At 43.9% G+C, this 22087-nt stretch carries 16 protein-coding genes; 6 read left to right on the plus strand and 10 right to left on the minus strand.

Translation table 11 applies throughout. The features are described from left to right. Positions 1–166: 166 nt before the first annotated feature. From K0625_RS15610 to K0625_RS15625, 4 genes are all read right to left on the minus strand, one after another. Positions 167–2017, minus strand: coding sequence for a M14 family metallopeptidase (locus tag K0625_RS15610; protein WP_220110536.1), 1851 nt, complete (start codon positions 2015–2017; stop codon positions 167–169). Positions 2018–2305: 288 nt separating this feature from the next. Further along, positions 2306–4108 (minus strand): tectonin domain-containing protein, encoded by a 1803-nt coding sequence (locus tag K0625_RS15615; protein WP_220110537.1) that lies wholly within the window; start codon positions 4106–4108, stop codon positions 2306–2308. Positions 4109–4470: 362 nt separating this feature from the next. Then, a complete protein-coding gene (locus tag K0625_RS15620; RefSeq protein WP_220110538.1) occupies positions 4471–5685 on the minus strand; it encodes a hypothetical protein in 1215 nt (404 codons plus the stop codon). 302 nt (positions 5686–5987) lie between these two features. Next, positions 5988–7139, minus strand: coding sequence for a pyridoxal phosphate-dependent aminotransferase (locus tag K0625_RS15625; protein WP_220110539.1), 1152 nt, complete (start codon positions 7137–7139; stop codon positions 5988–5990). A gap of 518 nt (positions 7140–7657) precedes the next feature. Between K0625_RS15625 and K0625_RS15630 the strand changes: the two genes are divergently transcribed. Next, positions 7658–8008, plus strand: coding sequence for a VOC family protein (locus K0625_RS15630; RefSeq protein ID WP_220110582.1), 351 nt, complete (start codon positions 7658–7660; stop codon positions 8006–8008). Between the two features lie 625 nt (positions 8009–8633). On the opposite strand, the gene K0625_RS15635 is transcribed toward K0625_RS15630, so the two are convergent. Further along, positions 8634–9530: a bacteriophage abortive infection AbiH family protein gene (locus K0625_RS15635; protein WP_220110540.1), complete on the minus strand. Its 897-nt coding sequence runs from the start codon at positions 9528–9530 to the stop codon at positions 8634–8636. A gap of 194 nt (positions 9531–9724) precedes the next feature. Further along, entirely contained in the window at positions 9725–10450 is a 726-nt protein-coding gene (locus tag K0625_RS15640; protein WP_220110541.1) for an SLATT domain-containing protein, read from the minus strand. A 190-nt stretch (positions 10451–10640) separates the two neighbouring features. Between K0625_RS15640 and K0625_RS15645 the strand changes: the two genes are divergently transcribed. After that, positions 10641–11570, plus strand: a complete 930-nt coding sequence (locus tag K0625_RS15645; RefSeq protein ID WP_220110542.1) for an FRG domain-containing protein — start codon at positions 10641–10643, stop codon at positions 11568–11570. Between the two features lie 488 nt (positions 11571–12058). Here K0625_RS15645 and K0625_RS15650 read toward each other — a convergent pair whose 3' ends face one another. The 3 genes from K0625_RS15650 to K0625_RS15660 form a co-directional block, all read right to left on the minus strand. Continuing rightward, positions 12059–12292: a helix-turn-helix transcriptional regulator gene (locus K0625_RS15650; RefSeq protein ID WP_220110543.1), complete on the minus strand. Its 234-nt coding sequence runs from the start codon at positions 12290–12292 to the stop codon at positions 12059–12061. 18 nt (positions 12293–12310) lie between these two features. Further along, positions 12311–12733, minus strand: coding sequence for a hypothetical protein (locus K0625_RS15655; protein WP_220110544.1), 423 nt, complete (start codon positions 12731–12733; stop codon positions 12311–12313). 162 nt (positions 12734–12895) lie between these two features. Continuing rightward, positions 12896–13780: a winged helix-turn-helix domain-containing protein gene (locus K0625_RS15660; RefSeq protein ID WP_220110545.1), complete on the minus strand. Its 885-nt coding sequence runs from the start codon at positions 13778–13780 to the stop codon at positions 12896–12898. Between the two features lie 163 nt (positions 13781–13943). Between K0625_RS15660 and K0625_RS15665 the strand changes: the two genes are divergently transcribed. Together K0625_RS15665 and K0625_RS15670 are read left to right on the plus strand one after the other, a co-directional pair. Then, positions 13944–15860 carry a hypothetical protein gene (locus tag K0625_RS15665; RefSeq protein ID WP_220110546.1) on the plus strand — a complete coding sequence of 639 codons (1917 nt, stop codon included), beginning with the start codon at positions 13944–13946 and terminating at the stop codon, positions 15858–15860. Positions 15861–15904: 44 nt separating this feature from the next. Beyond that, on the plus strand, positions 15905–16534 hold the full coding sequence (locus tag K0625_RS15670; protein WP_220110547.1) for a DUF4937 domain-containing protein: 630 nt from the start codon (positions 15905–15907) through the stop codon (positions 16532–16534). A gap of 298 nt (positions 16535–16832) precedes the next feature. Here K0625_RS15670 and K0625_RS15675 read toward each other — a convergent pair whose 3' ends face one another. Further along, a complete protein-coding gene (locus K0625_RS15675) occupies positions 16833–18374 on the minus strand; it encodes a phosphoenolpyruvate carboxykinase (protein ID WP_220110548.1) in 1542 nt (513 codons plus the stop codon). A gap of 439 nt (positions 18375–18813) precedes the next feature. Between K0625_RS15675 and gad the strand changes: the two genes are divergently transcribed. Further along, a complete protein-coding gene (gad, locus tag K0625_RS15680; RefSeq protein WP_220110549.1) occupies positions 18814–20208 on the plus strand; it encodes a glutamate decarboxylase in 1395 nt (464 codons plus the stop codon). Positions 20209–20316: 108 nt separating this feature from the next. Beyond that, positions 20317–22062 carry an aspartate:alanine exchanger family transporter gene (locus K0625_RS15685; protein WP_220110550.1) on the plus strand — a complete coding sequence of 582 codons (1746 nt, stop codon included), beginning with the start codon at positions 20317–20319 and terminating at the stop codon, positions 22060–22062. The last annotated feature ends 25 nt before the right edge of the window (positions 22063–22087 follow it).

The raw sequence follows: 22087 nt of genomic DNA on the forward strand, positions 1-22087 counted from the left end.
GTGATATTGATCCATTGGGTGGTTTATAACTTGTTGGTTATAAATGAGTAATTATAATTATCAACAGATAATCGTTGGCAGGGATGGGAGGGGCTTTCACCGCTCCCATTGTGTGGCTGTAATTAAGAGGTATATCGGTTGCTATTACTTCTACCTTACTTTCGTCCTATTTTTGTCTTAGTACTGGATACTTCATATATTGGTCATCGTAGTATGGGCTGCGCTCGTAAAACCAGCGTAATCTGGCTTTTGGATTGGTGGCGAACAGAGGGTCGGCCAAAGCCAGCTCAAACTCGGCTTGCAGTGCGGGGCTCTCTTTAAGCATTTGCCTCGCTAAAGGTTCGACAGCATAGTTTTCAATATACTCAGTGCGGGTGAAGATAGGGTTAAACAGCCCCCACTGAAACAGTGAGTCGGGTGATTGTGGCTCTAGTAGCAGGATGGCCAGATCTCCTAATGGCTGTTTAGTATCAAGCTTCACTGTACCAGCGGGAAGAGTTGTCTTAATCGAGTGCTTAGTGACTTGCGTATCGACACGTTGACGTCCCTCATAATCTTTGGCGGCAAATTCAGGCTGAGTAAATTGATACTGCTCCAGTGTCAGCTCTGTTTCTTGTTCGATACGAGTTAGACGAATACCATGGTTCTCTAAGCGGGCTATGACCTCAGTCCACTGAGCTGGGATATAATAGGCGCTCGCTCTTTTTACTCGGATATCGGCGACTGTATTACCGATAACAGGGAGATCAGGGTAAAGTTTAGGTTCACCTGTCCAGCGAACTACCTCATTACCGCTTATTTCACTCTTCTCTAAGTGGTAATCGATCCCCTTAAAGTCCCAACCTTTATCTTGCTGCTTCTCTTTCCAGCTTAAGGTCACCATAGGAGAGTAACTAAACTTATCTTTGCGTATGGCGGCTTTGAGTTTAGTGGCTTGTTGTCCAACAGTCTTGAGAGTGGACTCTAGCATCACATAGGTGCCAAGTACTCTCTGTTTAAAGGGTTTTAAGCTGTGGTTTTCGACCAAAATAGTGGGCAGGTGGCGGGCATCACCATAACCGTTAGAGTAGCGTGGACTGGCATTCCATAGCGACATACCTTTAGTGATATCTGTGTTATCGATAGCAAAGACTAGAGGGCCAGGAATATGACCTTGAGATGTTAAATCAGTTTCAATTGCTGGGCGGTAGACTTTTTCGAGCCAATTATAGCTGGCGGGGCTTAAGCCTTGGGGTAGGTTATAACCGAAGGTGACATCGTATTGATAATCGATGCCGTCGGTTACGTGTACATCGATATAGAGATCAGGTTGCCAAGTGTTGATAGCCCTCAACATGTGCTGCATCTCTAGTGAGTCAGCTTTTGCATAATCTCGATTTAGGTTGAGGTTGTTGGCTGTGGTACGCCAGCCCATGTTCAGTGGTCCGCGTTGGTTAACACGATTATATTGAGTCGAGCGTTCATGGCCATCGACACTGAAGATGGGTACAAAGAGTAGATTAGTCTTATCCAGCAATTCGCCTTTTTCACCAATGACAATATCACGCAGTAGCATCATGCCTGCGTCTTTCCCATCGATCTCACCCGAGTGTATCCCTGCTTGAACCAGTACGCTGGGTTTGTCATTGTCGGCTAATGCCTCTGGTGTCGCCACGCCCTCTTGTGAGGCGATAATCATCCAGATATCTCGCCCTTGCGGACTCTTGCCTATACTCACTTTTTTCAGCTTATCGCTCTGGGCGATCAGCTTATCTAACCAGATAAAGGTTTCATCATAGCTAGGGCTGGTTTTTAGGCCATTTTGCTCGAATGGGGTGGCCCACTCATCGTTGGCGCTGAGAAGCAAAGATTCACTCTTGCCATGCCACTCGATAGCGGGTGGCAATATTTTATCATTAATATAGGTCTTGGCGATTTGGGGAGTGGCAGCATCATCTGCTGTGATATCACTTGCGCTGGCGGCATTCGTTGTGGTGACGGCTAGCAGGGTGAGAATTGATAGGGGAGCTAAACGCATATCCATGGCCTTTTGTTGGTCTTGTTATTGGTATGAAACTAGCCAGATATACTTCATTAAAATGCGGGTTAATACAAGAGAGAGAATAAAGTCTGGCTACTTTAATTTGGACTGTAAAACCAAGGATGATTATGCTCTCTCGGTGTTAATTACCTGTTTAGGGTTATAGTTATTATAAAAGTGGGTACATAAAGGGGACAGCATTGGAAGTGGACTACTGCCATTAAAAAGGCCGGTTGTTAAAACCGGCCTTAAATTTTTTGAACTGTTAATAGTTAACTGAGAGAGTTATCTGGCTGCGACAGCTTTCATATTGCCCACTGATTTCCAGCTATTACCGTCACGACGATAAACGGTATTGCTACTGTTCACGCCCCACACATTACCGTCTGTTCCGGCTGATATCTGCTTCAATTTTCCACCGACTTTACTCCAGCTAGAGCCGTTCCTGCGGTAAATATTATTATTAACATTGATTCCCCAAACTTCACTACCATCATCATTGACTGATATTTGTTTTAGGCGACCACTAACTTTTGACCAGCTGCCAGCTACATTGCGTGTGAAGATACGGTTGTTTGAGGTGGTAGCCCACAATACTCCATCATCGGTTGTATCAACAGTTACCAGCTTCTCCCCGCTGTTGAGGGATGGTCGATTAAGAGATGTCCAACGATTGTTGGTGCGATCTCTTTGGTATAGATTACCATTGGTATTAACGCCAACCACGCGTCCCTTTCCTGCAACCTGAATATGTGTGAGAGCACCTGATATACTTTGCCAGTTAGCATGTTGGCTAGGACGGAACCATATACTTTGACCTGAAAGCCCCCATACCTCGCCACTGCTGGTGGAGGAGAGTTGATCCAATGCCCCCGAGTTATGAACCCAGCCTGCGCCGGAAATATCGTGACGGGTTCTGACATAGCGGTTTGTGTCTGTTGCATCAGCTGGGCGGAAGTTGTTTTTGAGTCTAGCTTGATAATCGTGAAACTCATTTTGGCGTTGAGCTATTACTGCTGGGGTGCAGCCTGTCTTGCTATGAACATTACTACAGTCCCAGCCCATAGGCATCTCAACCGAAAATGCTCCCCAATTGGCTGCATTGTTCATGGCCCCCTTGAGTTCATTGACGCCGAAAGGCTTTGCATCGTCTTTAAATACGTTGGTTTGGAAATAAACAGGATCACCCGCTTGGGCGACCTCGAACAGAAGTTGATTGATAGAGCCATCATTGTTGACTTCATCATGGCGCAGACTGTTATTGCCTAATACGCAACGCTTCCCTAGCTTGCTACTGTTTCGGCATTCATCAAAGAGTTGCTTAGTCTTGTTATAGTTACTGCTTTTTTCTCCATTGCTGTAGTTATACTCCTGATAGAGGTGACTACCAAACAGGGTTGGCGTGTTGTGCCAGTTGTCAGCATGTATCTGTATCTGGCGTTGTAGGCAGGCATAATCCTTTTCATTGGTGTAACGATTTCCACCAAGTGCGCGCATGGCTGACATATTCGTTGAACGTACTTCCTTACGACCAGTACGGTTCCACATAATTTCAGAGTGCACTGTCATGCACATAGAGGCGGCTACTCCACCTACTGAGTCATTATCATCATAACGGCTGGCTGCTTCCTGCATCAGATCTTCGTAGTGGTCTTGGTAAGGTGAGTTCCAAAATAGAGGTAACTGGTGAGTTTGGTTGGCACTGGTGTCTTTAAAATACCAAGTGATCTTACCGACATTGGAGTCGCCTTTGACCCAATCAGGTGCGTAAACACCAGTGCGAATACGGATCATTACCTTGTAGCCATCTTTATTGGAAACGCCTTTTCCTGAATTGTGGTTCTGAGCTGCAGTTATAGCGTTATCAATCACGCTCCAGTTAAACTCCCCCTTTTTGGGTTCGATATCTTTCCAGTAGACCTGACAGTAACCGGCGGCCATATTACCTCTTGGGGCTTCGCATTTAGTGCCATCATATTTTCCGCGCATGATTAGCCCTGAAGGGTAGGGTTTTATTGCCGCTTGGATTGATGTGCTTAAACCTGCCAATAACAGCAGTGAAAGCAGCGCCTTAGTATTGAGATTCATCGCTATCTCCTTGAGTCTTTTGTTTAGTGTTTGTCTTTTGACAAACTTTTTTTAGTGACAACGGACTCAACTACAGACTTCTAATTCCGATGTTATATTTATATGTACTATAAATACGATAAAAATAAAAGAGAATAATGTGAGTGGTTGCTTACGTTGAAACCTTCATCAACAAGGGAGGATGGGATGTTTAATGTTGAGGTTAAGGCTTGAAATATAAATTGATAGCCAGATTGTTCTGGTAAAATAGTAATGAAGTCAAAGAGCTAATTTGAAGTTGTATCTGGAAGGAGAGCGACCATGTGGATTATCCATGGTCGCTCTATTGAGCGTCGTTAAGTAAGGTGTCAGCTCGTTAGTTTTTATTTGGTTTCTTTTACGGAGCTTATTCTGGCCACATTGTCTTTCAATCTGTTTTGGTAACTGTGGAACTCACCCTGACGTTGCTTAGCCGTGGCTGAGCTACAGCCGCTTTTATTGAAATAGTCACTACAATCCCAAGACATAGGTATCTCTACTGCAATCGCCCCCCAGTTTGCGGCATTATCCATGGCACCTTTTAGCTCATCGACACCAAAACGCTTTCTACGGTCACTTTTAAATACATTGGTTTGGAAATAGACAGGATCGCCCGCTTGAGCAATTTCAAAGAGCAGCTGATTGACTGAGCCATCATTGTTAACCTCATCGTGGCGTAAGCTGTTATTACCCAATACGCAGCGTTTACCTAACTTATTAGTTGAGCGGCACTCATTAAAAAGCTGTTTAGTTTTGTTGTAATCGCTACTCTTACTACCGTTACTGTAGTTGTAAACTTGGTAAAGATGGCTTCCAAACAGGGTTGGTGTTTTCTGCCAGCTATTAGCGTGGATCTGTATTTGACGTTGTAAACAGGCATAATCTTTCTCATTGGTATAACTCTTATCACCAAGGGCGCGCATGGTTGACATATTAGCGGCCCTAACCTCCTTTCGCCCAGTACGGTTCCACATAATTTCAGTGTGAACAGTCATGCACATGGAGGCTGCAACTCCGCCTATACTTAGCTCATCGTCATAACGGCTAGCTGCTGCTAGCATCAGGTTTTCATAGTGATTTTGATAGGGGGTATTCCAAAATAGGGGAAGTTGGAAGGTTTGTTTAGGACTTGAGTTTTTGAAGTGCCATGAGATCTTGCCTACGTTGGGGTCATTTTTTACCCAGTCTGGGGCGTACACGCCAGTACGGATACGTATCATAACCTTGTAGCCATCTTTGTCAGTGAGGCCCTGTGCAGCATTGTAACTTTTGGCTGCGGTGACAGCTTTATCGATTACGCTCCAGTTAAACTCTCCCTTTACAGGCTCTATATCTTTCCAGTAAACCTGACAATAACCCGCCGCCATATTACCTCTAGGCGTTTCACACTTGGTACCATCATATTTTCCGCGCATGATTAATCCCGCTGTGTAGGGTTTTATGCCTGCTTGGATTGGCGAACTTCCCACTTTAGAGTAGGGTTTGATAGCGGCATGAAGCGGCATGGCTAAACTTACAAATAGCAGGAGTGAAAGCAAGCTTCTGGTATTGAGGTTCATCTTGTATCCCTTGAGTCTTGATCATTGACTGTTCATCCTCGGACAAACTCATACAGTTAGTGACTGCGGGCTTAACTCTATAGTGTTAATTCCGATAACTAGATAGATAAGTAATATAAATGTGATAAAAAATAAAGAGGCTTTACATAAATAGACATTTCTTTGAAGTTTCTGGCATTCGGACTCTAGGAGGTTAAGTTATTTTCGAGTTGGAGGTGTATATTTAATATGAGGTGAAACACCAAGCCATTATGTGGCTGGTGTTTCGTAAAGAGAGTAAGAAAGCAGTACTTAGGTTGTGATTAGATCCAGCCCTGCTGGCGGAATTTTGCCAATGTTTTGCAGAAATATTGCATCTGGGTTGGAGTTCCAATGGATAAACGGTTCCAGCCCTCGCCGTGATTGAAGGGGCGCCCGACTAAAATACCAGCCTGCTCCATGCGCTCCATATATTGCTGATTATCTCCTGTTACTTTATGGAAAATAAAGTTGGTCTCGCTTGGCAGATAATCTAAACCCAACTTCTCTAGTTGCTGATAAACCAAGGCTTTAGCCTGATGATTCGATTTAAGGCTTAATTCGAGCCATTCGGGGCTTGCTAGTGAAGCTGTTGCGGCAACACAACCCAGCAGGTTAGCGTTATCGATACTTGCCTGAGCTCGCATAGCATTAATCACAGTGGGGTGAGCAATGCCATAACCTACACGCAAACCTGCTAGGGCATGGACCTTTGAAAAAGTGCGACACACGACAATATTGGATTGCCCCTGCTGTATCCGCGCAACGGCAGAGACAAATTCTGGCTGGTTAACATATTCGACATAGGCTTCATCAATAATGAAACTTAGCTGAGATGAGGCTTTATCTAACCACTGATTCAAAGGGCTTTGGGGGAGCAAAACTCCAGTTGGATTATTAGGGTTACATAGATAAACAATGGATGGTCCCTTATGTGCTTCAACTTTAGCCTGCATCTTTGCTAAGTCTGTCTGCCATTGGCTATCGAGTTTGACTTTGACCACAGGGATCCCACGTGCCTGCGCATAGTCGATGATCACTCCATAGCTAGGATCTGGCATAACCAACTGACAATTGGTTTGTGCTAATGCATCGAGTGCCATTTTTAGGACCTCTGAAGATCCATTACCATAAATCAGGTGTGAGTTGCTCAATGATAGCGACTGGCTTAAGCCTGCCATCAAGTCACTGCGAGCTTTATCTGGATAGCGCCAAACTTGAGGCAGTGCCTTGTTGATCGCTTGTTGAGCTCTAGGCGCTATACCTAGCGGGTTCTCATTGAAGTTAAGCGGGATAGGCTGGTCTTCGGCAATGCCATTACTGTTGGTTGAACTGCTAGATAGTAGCTTTGTAGCTGTGTTTGAACTGCTACAACCAAGTGTTAATAGGCTGGCACCTAAGCTGCCACAGAGAAATTTACGACGATTAATTTGCATTTTTAGTTATTATTTTTAAGTGGTTATTCACTTATGTTGATATGTAATAACGACTTGAGCTAGCTTCAACGTGTTTTTTTGAGCTGTTGTTCACATAAATATTCTTTTATCTTGGAAGAAGGGTGGGCTTCGCCCTGCTAGGAGGGCACTGCGTGCCTAGGAGAGCGTTCGCAAGCTTACTGCTAGTGCGCTTCGCTGCGAGTGAAAAGCAAAAACGGTTTTGGAGAGTGTTGATTATCTACTGCTGAGTCGTTAGTTTATTGATTAGTAACTGCTTATTTTGCAAGCAGAATTAATCGATGCTGAGACTCTAATGATAACAAGCTTTACTGTTAGCTTTGGGTGATAAATACACAGGCTGTTTGAGCTTATTGATAGCTCTTATTAAGGGGTCAGCCTCATATTCTTTCATGTGATCAGGATGGTTTATGAAACATATTCTAGCATTGGTGCTGTCTTTGTTTATTGCTAGCACAAGCGCAAATAATTTAGGTGAGATAAAGGATGAAACTACCGAAATGACTCAACACAATAAAATTAACTATATTGAAATTCCCGCAAAAAATATTGAAGCAACAAAAGCCTTCTTTAGTGAGGTGTTTGATTGGTCATTTGTGGACTATGGCCCAGATTATTGTAGTTTTGCGGCTCAGGGTGTTGATGGAGGCTTCTTTAAATCAGAATTAGTTGTGTCTACTAAGAATGGAAGCCCACTAATTGTGCTTTACAGTAATTCGCTAGAGGAAACTCAAGCAAAGATTGAAAAATCAGGTGGTAAAACAATTAAGCCTATTTTTTCATTTCCAGGTGGAAGAAGATTCCACTTTAGCGATCCAAGCGGAAATGAATTTGCAGTTTGGTCAGAGTGATACGTAACAAGGCGGGCTTCGCCCTGCGTGCCTACGAGGTCGTTCGCAAGCTCACTACTAGGGCGCTTCGCTGCGAGTGAAAAGCAAAAGAGCATTCTCACCATGTAGAGTTTTGTACTGAACGACTACATCAAGCAAGTGTCACAAGCTTGGGGATAGAGAACAGATGGAGTTAGAGGTTTGAGTTTGCTTAGTTCGTTTATCGTCTAGACTTTTAGGGCTCGATACTCCTTTTTTGAGCAAATCCATTGAAGTCCAAAACTCGCTTCTATGGCGAGCTTTTTATTGGGTGTGGTTTGGATCGTACGTTTAGTGCTAGCACGTATTTGGACAGAAATCAGTTAGTGCAAAGGGTCTAATAGTGGATCGTGGGATTAGGAAATGTATGGAGTCCATATAAAGTTTACACTGACCCCACATATCATATGGAGTCCATATAAAGTTTACACTGACCCCACATATCATAGTTACTTGGTCATCACGATTATAGTTAGTATAATTTGGACAATTCCGTTTCATCTCAATCGCTAATTTAGCAAAATGCTAATCTCTTAAGGTATGGAAAAATTCGCTTAAGTCATGTTCAGCCTTACAGAAGCAGATCAAACTGAGTTCGCGATATAAATCAAGTAATCTCTAACACTCGTCTATCCTGCACCGGATAGGTAGTTCCAAGATCACTAGAAGGTGATGAACTTAACTGATGTTGAGGCACACCAAGAGCTATCAGTTTATCATGGGTATCCGATATACCATCACTATGATTCCAGTTCTCCCAAATAGCATCAGGATAGGCGTTCAAGACGCACCTGAAGTATGGAAGATCGATATCATTAACCGAATGCCCTATCACAATGATTTTTTTGATATCTCCATAGCCTTCTAGCTGAGCGCGATATCGTTCAAGTATCTCAGGGACCGGCTTGTGAAACTTATCTGTTACTGAAGCCAATGTTCTTTGTGACTCATCAAGCCAAGGTGCATTTTCGTTGCATCGCATTGAGGCAGATTGATTACCATTCCCTATTCCATGACCCAAAATGACATTCCATCTGGCTTTACCATGAATATGTAGAACATCTTCATCCGGAATTGAATATACATCCTGAAGAGTAGATGTATAGTTGAAGCTAATGAATTTGGCTCCATCATGGAAATCATAAAGTTGGGAGGCTGAGGTTACGTCTACTGATCTTACCCAAGTGATAAATGAAGTTTTTACATCATCCACCAATTCATCGACTTTTTGAGCTATCTCATCTTCGTAGCCATACAAATGACTTGAGGACTCTACCATGTCTTCCATACTTGGTTGCCATGCGGCTTGCTCGTTAAATTCATCTTCATTGAAGATGCCTAAGTTCTCTTCAAAGCTAGACCACTCTTGATCGTCAAAGAACTCAGGAAAAAACGCAAAATACTCATCTAACTGACTATGATACCGTTGGTGAAAATGCCAATAGCTCGTAGGTAAGCCATTTTGAATATCAAACCCATTACCGATTATGACTAAGGTTGCCACACTGCCTCCCTAAAAATAGACTTTCAAAGCTACATATTTTAACACGCAATAATTGTGTATTTAACTGATTATTAGAAAAATTCAAGACTGTGGGATTGCTCAAACGATTACAAAAAGTATCGTTAACATAGAGCTGCCTGTCGGTGGTTTTCTATACCCACTAGAAGTCACCTATCAACCTTCTAGAGTTGCATCTACTTTTTGTAAAGCTGCACATGCATTTTAAGCGCATTGACTAACTCTTCAGGTAACTCATTATTAGTACAGTTAAGATTGATAACTGTACTCCCATTTGCCTTCGGAATAGTCTCTACAACTGATGACTTAGAGGTGGATGTACTGACTAAGTAGAATAGACCAGTAATGAGACATGCTAAAATAATATTAAAAAAGACCTTCCAACGCTCAGGCTTATGCACAGTTAATAACGAGTTTTCTGATAAATAATTCCATTGAGTTACAATGTTATCTAGCTCTTTTAGAGTTTGTTCATCATTCACTAAGCTCGTTTTAGCTTTCAGAGTTAAGGCTTCAACATTACGGACTAGATTTGCATAACGAGCAGCTAAAGAACGGTGCACTTCAGCCCGCTCACCATGGCGGCTTTGAGTCGTTGTTCCCGAAATAACAGCAGCTGCGACACCAACAAAAATAACTATATATTGATTGGTAATTCCATAGAACATGTCCACAGAAACACTAGTGTCATTACTAGAAGAGAATTGGAAAAATGAAAAAGCTGTAACAAAAATAGTACAATAAATCAGCGCATACCCTAAAACCTGAGCACGAGCAAAAAGAGCCTCCGACCTTTTGTAATGCCCATCCCTAGCTTCCTGACAACGAGTGAGCCACTTGTTTAAAGTCTCGAAGAAATCTATTGTTGCTGAACTATTTTTTCTACCATTTGAATCAGTCATGACTTATCACTTTATAACCTAAAGCTCACCCTAGCGAGCAACAACCAACAATTATAACACCATGAAGATATAGGTTTTTTCTGGATATAACATTCGTGACATTGATCACTTTATATATCAGCTATAAGAGTGGCTATCTAGTAAAATTGGGTTTCTAATATGGCTAAAATTGATATTTAGGTGATAAGAGATGCGATTTCCTAATTTTGATTACAGAGTTCGTTGGGAAGTACCAATTACAACAGAAGAACAGCTGCAAGCTCTTTTTAATAAAAAGCTCGAAACTAATATATTTTATCGAGGAATGCCAAATAAGGAGTTTATAGCTTTAACTTCTTTTTATAGACATTACTTAAATAAATATTCTCCTCCATATGAAGAAATAGGAATTAGTAGTAACGGACACCTCAAAGTGAACTTCCCGAAAATTATTAAAAATGATTATATCAACGAATCTTTTGACATAATTGATGAGTTTGTGACCCAACTAAAAAGGCGTGGTGTTTCTGTTGATCTTCCATTACATACCATTTTGGGTTTAGCTCAACATTATGGTCTTCCAACGAATGTACTTGATTTCACTATTGATCCACTAATAGCTCTTTATTTTGCTACAGAACCAGATCCATGGAACGAGCAAGAAGACTGTGTAATTTACGAAAGTGATATAGAAATGTCAGCAAAAATTGTGGCCACAATGGCGGCAGAAGGTCAATTGGGTTACTTTAAGGACCTAAATGGCTACGAAGAAATTTATCAGCATTTCATGTCTTTATCCAGGTGCATTACCCGAGCAGATGAATCAACAAAAGCACCTTTAATTCAGGATGTTGATATCAAGTACAACCACCGACTATGTAATCAAAAAGGGGTCTTCATTTATAACCCTAGCTGCCACCCGTATGATGTAGAGATGTACAATGTATATGATGAACCATATCGCTGTTCCGGAAGGCAAGTTTATGTAATTCAAGCTCACCTAAAGCCTTATGTTAGAATTTTCCTCTATGAAAGAGGAATAGATAAAGAATATATATACCCTAACAATTCACTTGATCTAAACAAATCACTTATTGAAAAGGCTGTTCGCTCAACAAAAAGAAAGCTCAACATTAGATAAAAGTAGCTAGCCAATATTCCAATAACAAAGGGGTCGTAGCCAATTGGCTTCATTCGGAGAGATAAACACTCAGGTGTAGATGCGACAGTGAGCTTCGATGACATGGATGTCATCGTAGAGACTACAGGGATTGTACTTGCGTCGGCTCACTGAAGTATCTGCACATTAGCCTGCTGCAAGCAATAAATACGATTTAGGCTATGGTATTAAATAAACCAACTAAACACCAAGCCTGTCCGATGCATCAACCAAAAAGATACTGAAGCTTGCTATCCGACAAGTTCTCTAATACCGTGCCACAGAAGTGTTCGCACTAGAAGGTCGCTCCTTGGCATCCTGCCACTGCGACATTGGCGCATCCTTGCACGGCACCCACGGCAGATGATAAACACCATTGAAGCTATGGTTACCAACAAACCATCAAAAATAAAACCTGCGCAATGAACCCAACCAAAAAGATATTTGAAACTTGTTATCTGACAAGAACCCTAACTTGTGAGAGATAGCGTAGATTTATCTGAATCTCCCCCAACTTCATCATCAAAAATGGCCTCAATCGGAGTATCAAAAAGTCTGGCTAATTTAAACGCCAACGGCAAACTGGGATCATACTTCCCCTTCTCAATAGCGTTGACGGTTTGGCGGGAAACATCGAGTTTCTCGGCTAAATCAGCTTGGGTCCAGTCTTGTTCAGCGCGGAGCACTTTTAAGCGGTTTTTCATCTTTCTAAAATCCTAAGGCTAGCGGTATCTGAGTCTGCCACTGATAATGCCGACCATATAGGTTAATGCCATAAGTGCAATAAGATAGGCCGAATCTAACTCCGGAAGGATGCCATTTTTATCTAAGATTGAATAGCTTGAGAAGCTGATAATGGTCACGCCGACAGAAAGTGCTAAAGCATCTAGCTGGATCTTGCGCTCCATCTCATCGAGTTCGATAAGAAAGTGTCGGTAGGAAAATATCATGGTTATGCCTATCCCTGTGTGGAGCAGGAAGGCGATGGCGATCGGGATTTCAGTAAACCATGCTTGTGTGGACAGGTATGAGGTGAGGATTAGGCTGATTGCCCAGAGTAGCGCGAGTATGTTTACCTTGTTGGCATTTTTAATATCCCGTGAAGGCAGGTTTTTAGAGCAGATCGCATTTAAAATAGTTTTCATTGTCTCTCTCCATAAGTCTCTAGCGATGTTCTTCAAATTAGGTGGATAGATATAATGTAAAGCACCCTTTACCTATGAAGATAATTTAACCAAGACATAAAGTAAAGCATGCTTTACTTTATGGCGGGCTTGTTTAACTTTTAGAGATAGGAGACCTAGGGGCTAAGGTTTATTCGCCGTTAACCAATCGGCGACATCTTTATCAACTCTGCTGGGGAAGGGCACGCCATCTTCTCTACCAACATAGAGGAGGCACATATCCTCCCTTTGCAGAAATACTTGTTGGTATTTTGCTAGCCAGTAGTTGAGGTGACTTAGTAGTGGGCCAAGGCTCGCAATCTGATCTTTCAGCTCTGGGTTCTGCTGTAAAATATCTGCAATAGCTTGATTGCCGTTGTACATGGCGCCTTGGGTGATCCCACGGATCTGATCGAAGATAAACTTCTGTCGCTTGGTCAGATCTGGATAAGAGGCACTAAATACTTGTTCCCATAAAATATCTCCTCCAGCTTCAATTCCTAGCATTTTACCGAGTTCATTACGTCTTTTTGTTTGGGCGATAAAAGCGGTTTTAGTGATATCTAATTGCTGTTGTATGGTGATAATAAGTTGGTAGTTATCTGGATTTTCAGGATGAGAGTTATAGCCGAAGTAGGTGAGTATTAATAACAATAAACCAAGAAGCGAGGTTGAAACAGTGATACCTCTTTTAGATGGTCGAACTGGGTGTTTCGGATCTGTGTTGGTGATGGGAGGGACTAACATAAAGCCACCACCGCGACAGGTCTTGATGATATGTTGCGACTTACCATCATCGCCAATCAATTTTCGGGTATCGGAGATAAGCCTAGATAGAGAGGTATCGCTGACTATCTGCTTTGGCCATAAACTTTCAAGCAAGTGATCACGGGACACAACCTGATTACCAGATTCGGCTAGAAGTTGCAGAAGTAAAAACTGCCTATTTTCGAGAGATATGAGTCCATCGTTTACATATAACTGATGTGTTTTAGTGTTTAGATGGCAGTGTCCAAAGGTATAAATCATAGATAAAGGTTATGACCGAAAACTCTTCTTAAAGATCAAGATAAAGAATAACGCCCTAAAAATAAACAGATTCACTTTAAATCAACTTGTTTCAAGTTAGTTTCAAGCTTTAATGAGCCGATACCAGCATGGTTACTCCTCAGATCGCAACTAGGAGTATAAGATGAAAGGATTATTGTCTTTAACTGTTTTACTCATTTTCACGGCCCTTTTAGGGGGCTGTCATGATTCAAAGCAGCTTGAACCAGCACCATCGACCCCAACGGTACCCACACAGCCTCCGGCTAACGAAGTGACCTCACTATCTGTGCTCATCATAGATCAGAACTATCGCGCCTTAGAGGAGGTGAAGTTGACCTTAAGTAGCCAAGATTTTGTATTGGAGACAGAGACTGATAGTGAAGGGAGAGCTCGTTTTGAGGTCGATTATGGCAAGTTAAACTTTCCGCTGATCTTATCCAGCAAAAAGCTGGGGTACAGCAATCAGGTTAAGGTGATTCAGGACCTTGCAGAGAAAGGAGAGAATCAATTTCAGCTACCGGTTTTGCAGCGTCAGCTACCAATAGTGATCGATATTGGGAGGGATACTGAACTTTTTACGACCGATGGAGCTTATCTTATGTTGCCTGCAAACGGGCTTGTCGATGGGGATGGAGATAGGGTAAGTGGAGAAGTTAATGTCACCATTACCCCATTGAATACCGCCAACTCCGATGGATTAAAGCTGTTTCCCGGTAACTTTGAGGGCTTATATGTAGGGCAGGATGAAACGAGTCCAATCGCTACTTATGGGACGACTGAGTTTCACTTTGAGAAAGAGGGAGAAAAGTTGAATCTAGCTCCTGGAGTTGAGTCGGTAATTGAGCTGCCCATCTATGTCGCTCAGCATGTTGATGGCAGTGCAGTTGTTGTTGGAGATAGGATCGAGTTATGGCATTTAGAGGAAGATAGTGGTCTATGGCAGAACTATGGGGATGGCGAAGTGGTGGATTCTCAAAGATCGCCAACAGGTTACGCCTTACGGGCGAGTGTTCCTCATTTTAGCTGGTGGAATGTCGATGTTGCTCCGGAGACCAGAGTTATTAATCTTAATGTCACTGGTGAGGTTAGTGGCGAATGTAAAGTTGGACTTAATGCAGATATGGCTTCAAATTCAAGGCCGGGGTTGAGGGCTTCCACTCAGGTATCAATTCCGAGTAATTCAAGTAGGCGGCTCTTAATTCCGAGTGGGAGACAGGTTAACTTTAGTGCTGTACTCAATGCCAATGGTCAGGTCTATCTTGGCGATCTTCAAGTGGCCGCCAATGATACCGGTGATAACTTTACCATAGAGGTTGTGCCTGAGGGGGGCATCAATCCTGAAGATCCCGCTCCCTATATCGCTAAGATCTATGGGGAAACTACCCCTGAGTTTGAATATGATTTAATCACTAAAAAGCATAGGCATGCGGCTAATATTATTCACTATTACTGGGATGCTAAAACAGGTCACCCGAGGCAAGATGGATGCAGTGAGGATAGGATGCCCGATGGCGAGCCTAAATTGGATATCCATTTGATATCAGATGCTAGGCAGTATGAAGACGTTGAGCTGGGTAACGAGACTGGTCAAATTGATCTCGCAGTATTTCCTTTTGATGTTGAGACGCAGGGGGAGACTCTGCCCGCTGATCCTGAATTTATCTCTTTAAACCTGCTTGCTAGCAATACTTTTGGGAGTGCTAGTCGAGTGATTGAGGTGCCAAACCCAAGAGGCGCTGCCCCCAAATTAAAAGGGATCAGAAGTTATTCTCATGATAAGTACCAAACCTTGGATATTAGATGGAGTGTGGTAGGGGCTGATTCTGGCTATATTGAAGTTTGGCCTTTGAATGATCAAGCTGGCCCTGCTCTAATTGTTGAGGAGATAGACCCTTTTGCTAAACATGCTCAATTAGTGCTTGAAGGTTTACCGATAGAGGGTTTAAGCATCAAAATAACCTATGAGAATCAGTATGATAAACTTGAGGCTCCTATTGTTATTACTGGTGAGTCTTGTGATCTTATGTCTGATCTTCCCTGTGACCAACCGACAAATTAGATGATGGGCTCCTTACCATAGGGAGCCCAATTTGAGAGGCGAATATGATAGCCAAGTATATACGGTGCGAGGTTGCCGAAGCCAAAAAGGGCATTTTCTCTAAGGGGCAGCGCCTTTGGTTGGAGACTGCACATTGTGAGGGCTTTATCTCCCAGCTTGGTGGCTGGGAGCAAGAAACCAATATAGCTGTTATTCTAGCTCGTTGGACAGACATGGAGAGCGTGAAAGATTTTATGAGTGCTGCCCATGACCCCATTGCTGAGAGAGCCAATCAAGTTGGTAGTTATAGCCATATCTCAGTCTCCTATCTGTCAGCTGTGATGTGCATTCGAGCTTTTAATCAAGGAGGTAAAAATCAAGCTAGCTGTGGGTTTATTCGCATCGCAGACTGCTGCATAGATCCCGACAAGCTTGATGAGTTTATTCAAGAGCTGAAAACGCTTTGGAATCCAGGCATGCAACAGGTTGAAGGTATGTTAGGAGGGCAACTCTGGCAGTTTAATGACGAGTCCGATCGCTATCTTGTAACAACCTACTGGGAAAGTGAAGCTGCCCATCGACACTATATGGCTGAATATTTTCCGCGACTAAAACAGCAAGCCGCCACTGACATCATCCACACCATATCTGGTCACAATATCCAAACAGAGCCAAGCTGGAGAGTTATCCCTTAACGACCCGAATGAGAGGATGGGACGTCGAACTGGCTGTTTAACATGGACGTTATTTGAAACTGTAGAGTGCCCAGGGAAGTTTACAGTGTCTCACTGACGTGCCTGTACATAAGCCCACGGCAGGTGATAGATAACAATGAAGTCATGGTCCATAAACTACATATCAAATACCATTAAATATTGGTATGAACCAAACAACCAATAAACCATAGGCATAAAAAATCCCAGCACAACCGAAGTTAAACTGGGATTAATAAAAAAGCTATCAGCCTAAAACTAAGCCAATAACAAGACCTTATTAAGCATTAGGTCCGGCATGCTTGATCGAATCTGGTACTTGATACTTCTCAAAGTTAGCCGTAAAGCTATCTGCTAATTGTTGAGCATACTCGGCATACTGTGCCTTATCTGCCCATGTGTTGACTGGATTAAGTAGCTGAGTCTCAACACCTGGCACTGCAACAGGAACGTGCAGGTTAAGCTTCTCAAGGTGCTCAGTTTCAACCCCTTTTAGCTCACCGCTAACGATGGCGTCGACAATTGCTCGAGTTGTGGGAATATCGAAACGTTTACCTACACCGTGTGGACCGCCTGTCCAGCCAGTGTTAACTAAGTACACTTGGCTATCGAAAGACTCAATGCGCTTCATCAGTAGCTCGGCATAAACTCCTGCCGGACGTGGGAAGAAGGGGGCACCGAAACAGGTAGAGAAGGTTGACTGAATTGCAGAGCTAGAGCCCATCTCAGTTGAACCTACCTTTGCCGTGTAGCCAGAGAGGAAGTGATAAGCAGCTTGCTCTTTCGTCAGGATAGAAACAGGAGGTAACACACCGGAGACATCACAGGTTAGGAACACAACTGCGTGAGGCTCAGCACCGCGGTTTTCCGCTTTACGTAGCTCGATATGCTCAAGCGGGTAGGCTGCACGGCTGTTTTCGGTCAATGTAGAGTTGGTGTAATCTGGGATGCGGTTCTCATCCATCACCACGTTTTCAAGTACGGTACCGAAACGGATTGCGTTCCAGATCACTGGCTCGTTTTTCTGGCTAAGGTCGATACACTTAGCGTAGCAGCCGCCTTCGATGTTAAAGACGCCGCCAGGTGCCCAACCGTGTTCATCGTCACCGATTAAGAAGCGCTTAGGATCGGCTGACAGTGTCGTTTTTCCTGTACCTGATAGACCGAAGAATAGCGTGGTGTCGCCCTCTTTACCTACGTTAGCCGAGCAGTGCATCGGGAGCACGCCTTTTGCTGGTAGGAGGAAGTTCTGTACAGAGAACATGGACTTTTTCATCTCACCAGCATATTTAAGTCCGGCCAGTAGTACCTTACGCTCAGCAAAGTTAAGGATCACTGTTGCATCTGAATGGGTGCCATCACGCTCGGGAACACACTCAAAGCCAGGGGCATTGATAATCTGCCAAACTGGCTTATCGGCTGAGTTAAACTCCTCTGGAACAATAAAGAGGTTGCGGGCAAAAAGCTGATGCCATGCGGTTTCTGTGGTGACCTGAATAGGCTGGTAATGTGCATCATCTGCACCTACTTCCAGTTCAGAGACAAACAGCTCTTTGTCACCTAAATAGGCCTCAACTCGGTTCCACAGTGCAGTAAATGCCTCCTGCTCGAAAGGCTTATTAACTGAACCCCAGTCGATATCATTTTCAGAACTTGGCTCTTTAACAATAAATCGATCGTTAGGTGAGCGTCCGGTACGTTCTCCGGTTTTTGCGACGAGTGCTCCGTTGGCTGTGAGTTCACCTTCTCCGCGTGATAGCGCGATTTCGATGAGTTGTGCTGTCGAGGGGTTACGGTGAGTACGAGGTGTTCCATCCGCCATTAGTAAGGTCTCCATGATTGAGGTCGGAATTGAGTGCCAGTCTTTGCCAGCTTGATTTATTAATTCTTATCAATGTGCGTCTTTGCGCTATGTCCCGATTGTAACGTAAGCGCAAATGAATGTGTGAGGAAGTTTGTGAAAATGGTAAAAAAGATTAGTCAGTAAAGTGTCATTAAGGTAGGCGGTATCAGTCTTAAGGTTGAAATTTTGTTTTGGACTCTAACAAGGGTGCATATTGCATGCCTATAACTGGCCTATAGCGCTGTTGTATATGGTTATTTTTAATTAATCAAACTTTACACTTCACTAGATTGACGAGCTCTGCTAGCAGGAATAGTATCGTTTTAGCTCGTACGAAGACTTTTCTATATACCTTCTATGACGTCTGCAGCGTCAACCTAGAATTTTAAATTTGTTTTAATTCAACGGAGTTAACCTTATGCCTCTTCATTCCAAGGATACGGTTAGAGACGACCTTCTCGATGACATCTACTCGTCAGCTGACCTGGCCCTATCTATGCCAAAGTACAAAATGCCTGAACAGGAACATGACTCTCGCCATGTTTATCAGGTTATTCACGATGAACTTATGATGGACGGCAACTCACGACAGAATCTGGCGACATTTTGTCAGACCTGGGTCGAAGATGAAGTGCACAAGCTGATGGATGAATGTATCGATAAGAATATGATCGATAAAGATGAGTATCCTCAGACGGCTGAACTTGAGGCTCGCTGCGTGCATATGTTGGCAGATCTGTGGCACTCACCAGATGCGGAGAACACCTTAGGCTGTTCTACAACGGGTTCGAGTGAAGCTGCCATGTTAGGTGGAATGGCACTGAAATGGGCTTGGCGTGAAAAGATGAGAAAGCTAGGTAAGCCAACGGATAAGCCCAATTTAATCTGTGGTCCAGTGCAGGTGTGTTGGTATAAGTTTGCTCGCTACTGGGATATCGAGCTACGTGAGATCCCGATGGAGGGTGATCGCCTCATCATGACGCCGGAAGAGGTGATTAAACGTTGTGATGAAAACACCATAGGCGTAGTGCCCACACTTGGTGTGACCTTTACCTGCCAATATGAGCCAGTAAAGGCGGTACATGAAGCCTTAGATCAGTTACAAAGAGACACGGGTCTAGATATCCCCATGCATATTGACGCTGCTAGTGGCGGCTTCTTAGCCCCTTTCTGCGATCCTGACCTTGAGTGGGACTTCCGCTTACCTCGAGTTAAGTCGATCAATGCTTCCGGACATAAATTTGGTTTGAGCCCGTTAGGGGTGGGTTGGGTGATCTGGCGTGATGCGTCGGCACTGGATAAAGATCTTATCTTCAATGTGAACTATCTAGGTGGCAATATGCCGACCTTTGCATTGAACTTCTCCCGTCCCGGTGGTCAGATTGTGGCGCAATATTACAACTTTCTGCGTTTAGGCCGAGAGGGATATCGCAAGATACATCAAGCCTGCTATGACACTGCGATCTACCTCTCAGGAGAGATCGAGAAGATGGGGATGTTTGACATTATCTATGATGGCCAAGGCGGTATTCCTGCCATGAGTTGGTCGTTGAAAGAGGGGGTTGAACCAGGCTTTAATCTATTTGACCTTTCCGATCGGATCCGCTCCCGTGGCTGGCAAATTGCCGCCTATGCGATGCCGCCAAAGCGGGAAGATTTAGTGATTATGCGTATCTTAGTTCGTCATGGCTTTAGTCGGGATCAGGCCGATCTCTTGGTGGCCGATCTGCAGCATTGTGTCGACTTTTTTGCAAAACATCCTATTTCACATAGTAGTGATGAAGCGGAATCTTCAGGTTTTAACCACGGTTAAACTGTTGGTGGACTGCTTTTAGATATGGTGGACAGGGCGAGGAGTGCAGCGGCATAAATCGCTCTGGTTTTAGCCTATATGGATAATATAGGCCCATGGGAAACGATTATGAATATTTCAGAATTGTTTAGTTTTATCTTTGGTTATATTGCTCACAACCCCTTCGTATTTCTCTTCCTGAGTATCGCTATCGGTTATCCTCTAGGGAAGATCTCCATCAAGGGGATCAACCTAGGCTCGACCGCGGGCACACTTGTGGTGGGAGTCGGTATCGCACTCACGGCATTCTCCGTTTATGGTTTGAGGATCGATGCGCCGGGACTGGTTTCCGATATCTTCTTGATGATGTTTATGTACGCCATCGGAATGAAGGTTGGGCCGCAGTTTTTCTCTGGATTAGCGCGGGGAGGCTTAGATTTTGTGGTTATCGGTCTTATCGTGGTGTTCAGTAACTTCCTTATCGTCTTCTTCGGAGCCAAGTTACTGGGATTAGCGCCTGGCTATGCAGCGGGGATCATATCGGGGAGTTATACCGTAACTGCTGTGATGGGGGTAGCTCAGTCAGCTATTACGTCTGGGGCATTTAAAGCACCAGCAGGCATGACACTCGATCAAGTCAGTGCCAATATTGCTGCGGGTTATGCCATTAGTTATATTCTTTCAAGCGTATTTATTATTTTACTTATCAAGTATCTGCCTTCCATGTTCGGAATCGATCCCGTTAAAGCTGGTAAGGATGCTGAAGCTGAATTTGGGGCCGGTGGAGACACGGAAGCGCTGCCTAGTACTAACGGTTTTTCTAATCTGGGCGTGTTGCCTTTAGATATTCGTGCCTATCGAGTCGAGCATCAAGAGCTTGTGGGTCAAAGTATTGAAGGCCTATTTCATCGATATCCCCATGCGGCGATCCTCAAGCTGGTTCGTGGCGATGAGGTGATTGATGCAGCCGATAACCCTAAGCTTGAGTTAGGCGATATTATCGGGGTTCGAGGTAACTACCATGAGTTGATTCAAGGCGGTGAGTCGAGAGTGGGTGTTGAGGTCGATGAACCTCGTGCGCGCAATGTCGACATCGAAGTGGCAGATATTCACTTAGGTAAGTCGGCATTTATTGGAAAAACCATCGAAGAGATTAGTAAAGAAGTCGGATTTGGTATCTACCTCAAGGCTCTGTTTAGGCAAGGGCATCAACTCCCTGTTTTACCGCAATCTGTGGTTGAGATGGGGGATGTGATCCGAGTGGCGGGTTCTGAGTGGTGTGTTCAACAAGCGGCGAAGAAGTTAAATAGCAATCCCATTGTTGAAAGCACACTCACTGAGACCTTTTATCTCGCGCTCTCTTTGCTGATTGGTTATGTCTGCGGTCACATGAGTGTGACTTTGGGGGGAATTCCATTTGCGCTGGGCACCTCGGCTGGCTGTATGCTCACCGGCATCATATTCTCCTTCCTGCGTACACGTAACCCTGCATTTGGCGGCCCGATGAGTGAAGGAGCACGTAGTTTCTTGCAAGATATCGGCCTGAGCTTGTTTGTCGCGGTATTAGCTGCAACGGTTGGGCCAAAGATATTGGCATCATTCCAAGGTATTGTGGTGATTAAGATAGCTGCACTGGGCTTAACGGCGGCATTGGTGCCTCCGCTGCTTGCTTGGATATATGGTCTCTACTTCCGCAAAATGAACCCTGCAATATTGGCGGGAGCCTGTGCTGGCGGACGTAACAGTACTCCAGCGATGAAGGGCGCTCAGGATGCATGTCAAAGTGATATGCCAGCGGTTGGTTATCCAGTGCCTTACGCCTTAACCTCGATGATAGTACTGGTTCTGGGTTATCTGACGATGGTGCTCTATTAATCTCTTATACCGATTTGGCTAAAGA

This window comes from Shewanella nanhaiensis (genome assembly GCF_019457885.1).
In the GTDB taxonomy this organism is placed as follows: domain Bacteria; phylum Pseudomonadota; class Gammaproteobacteria; order Enterobacterales; family Shewanellaceae; genus Shewanella; species Shewanella nanhaiensis.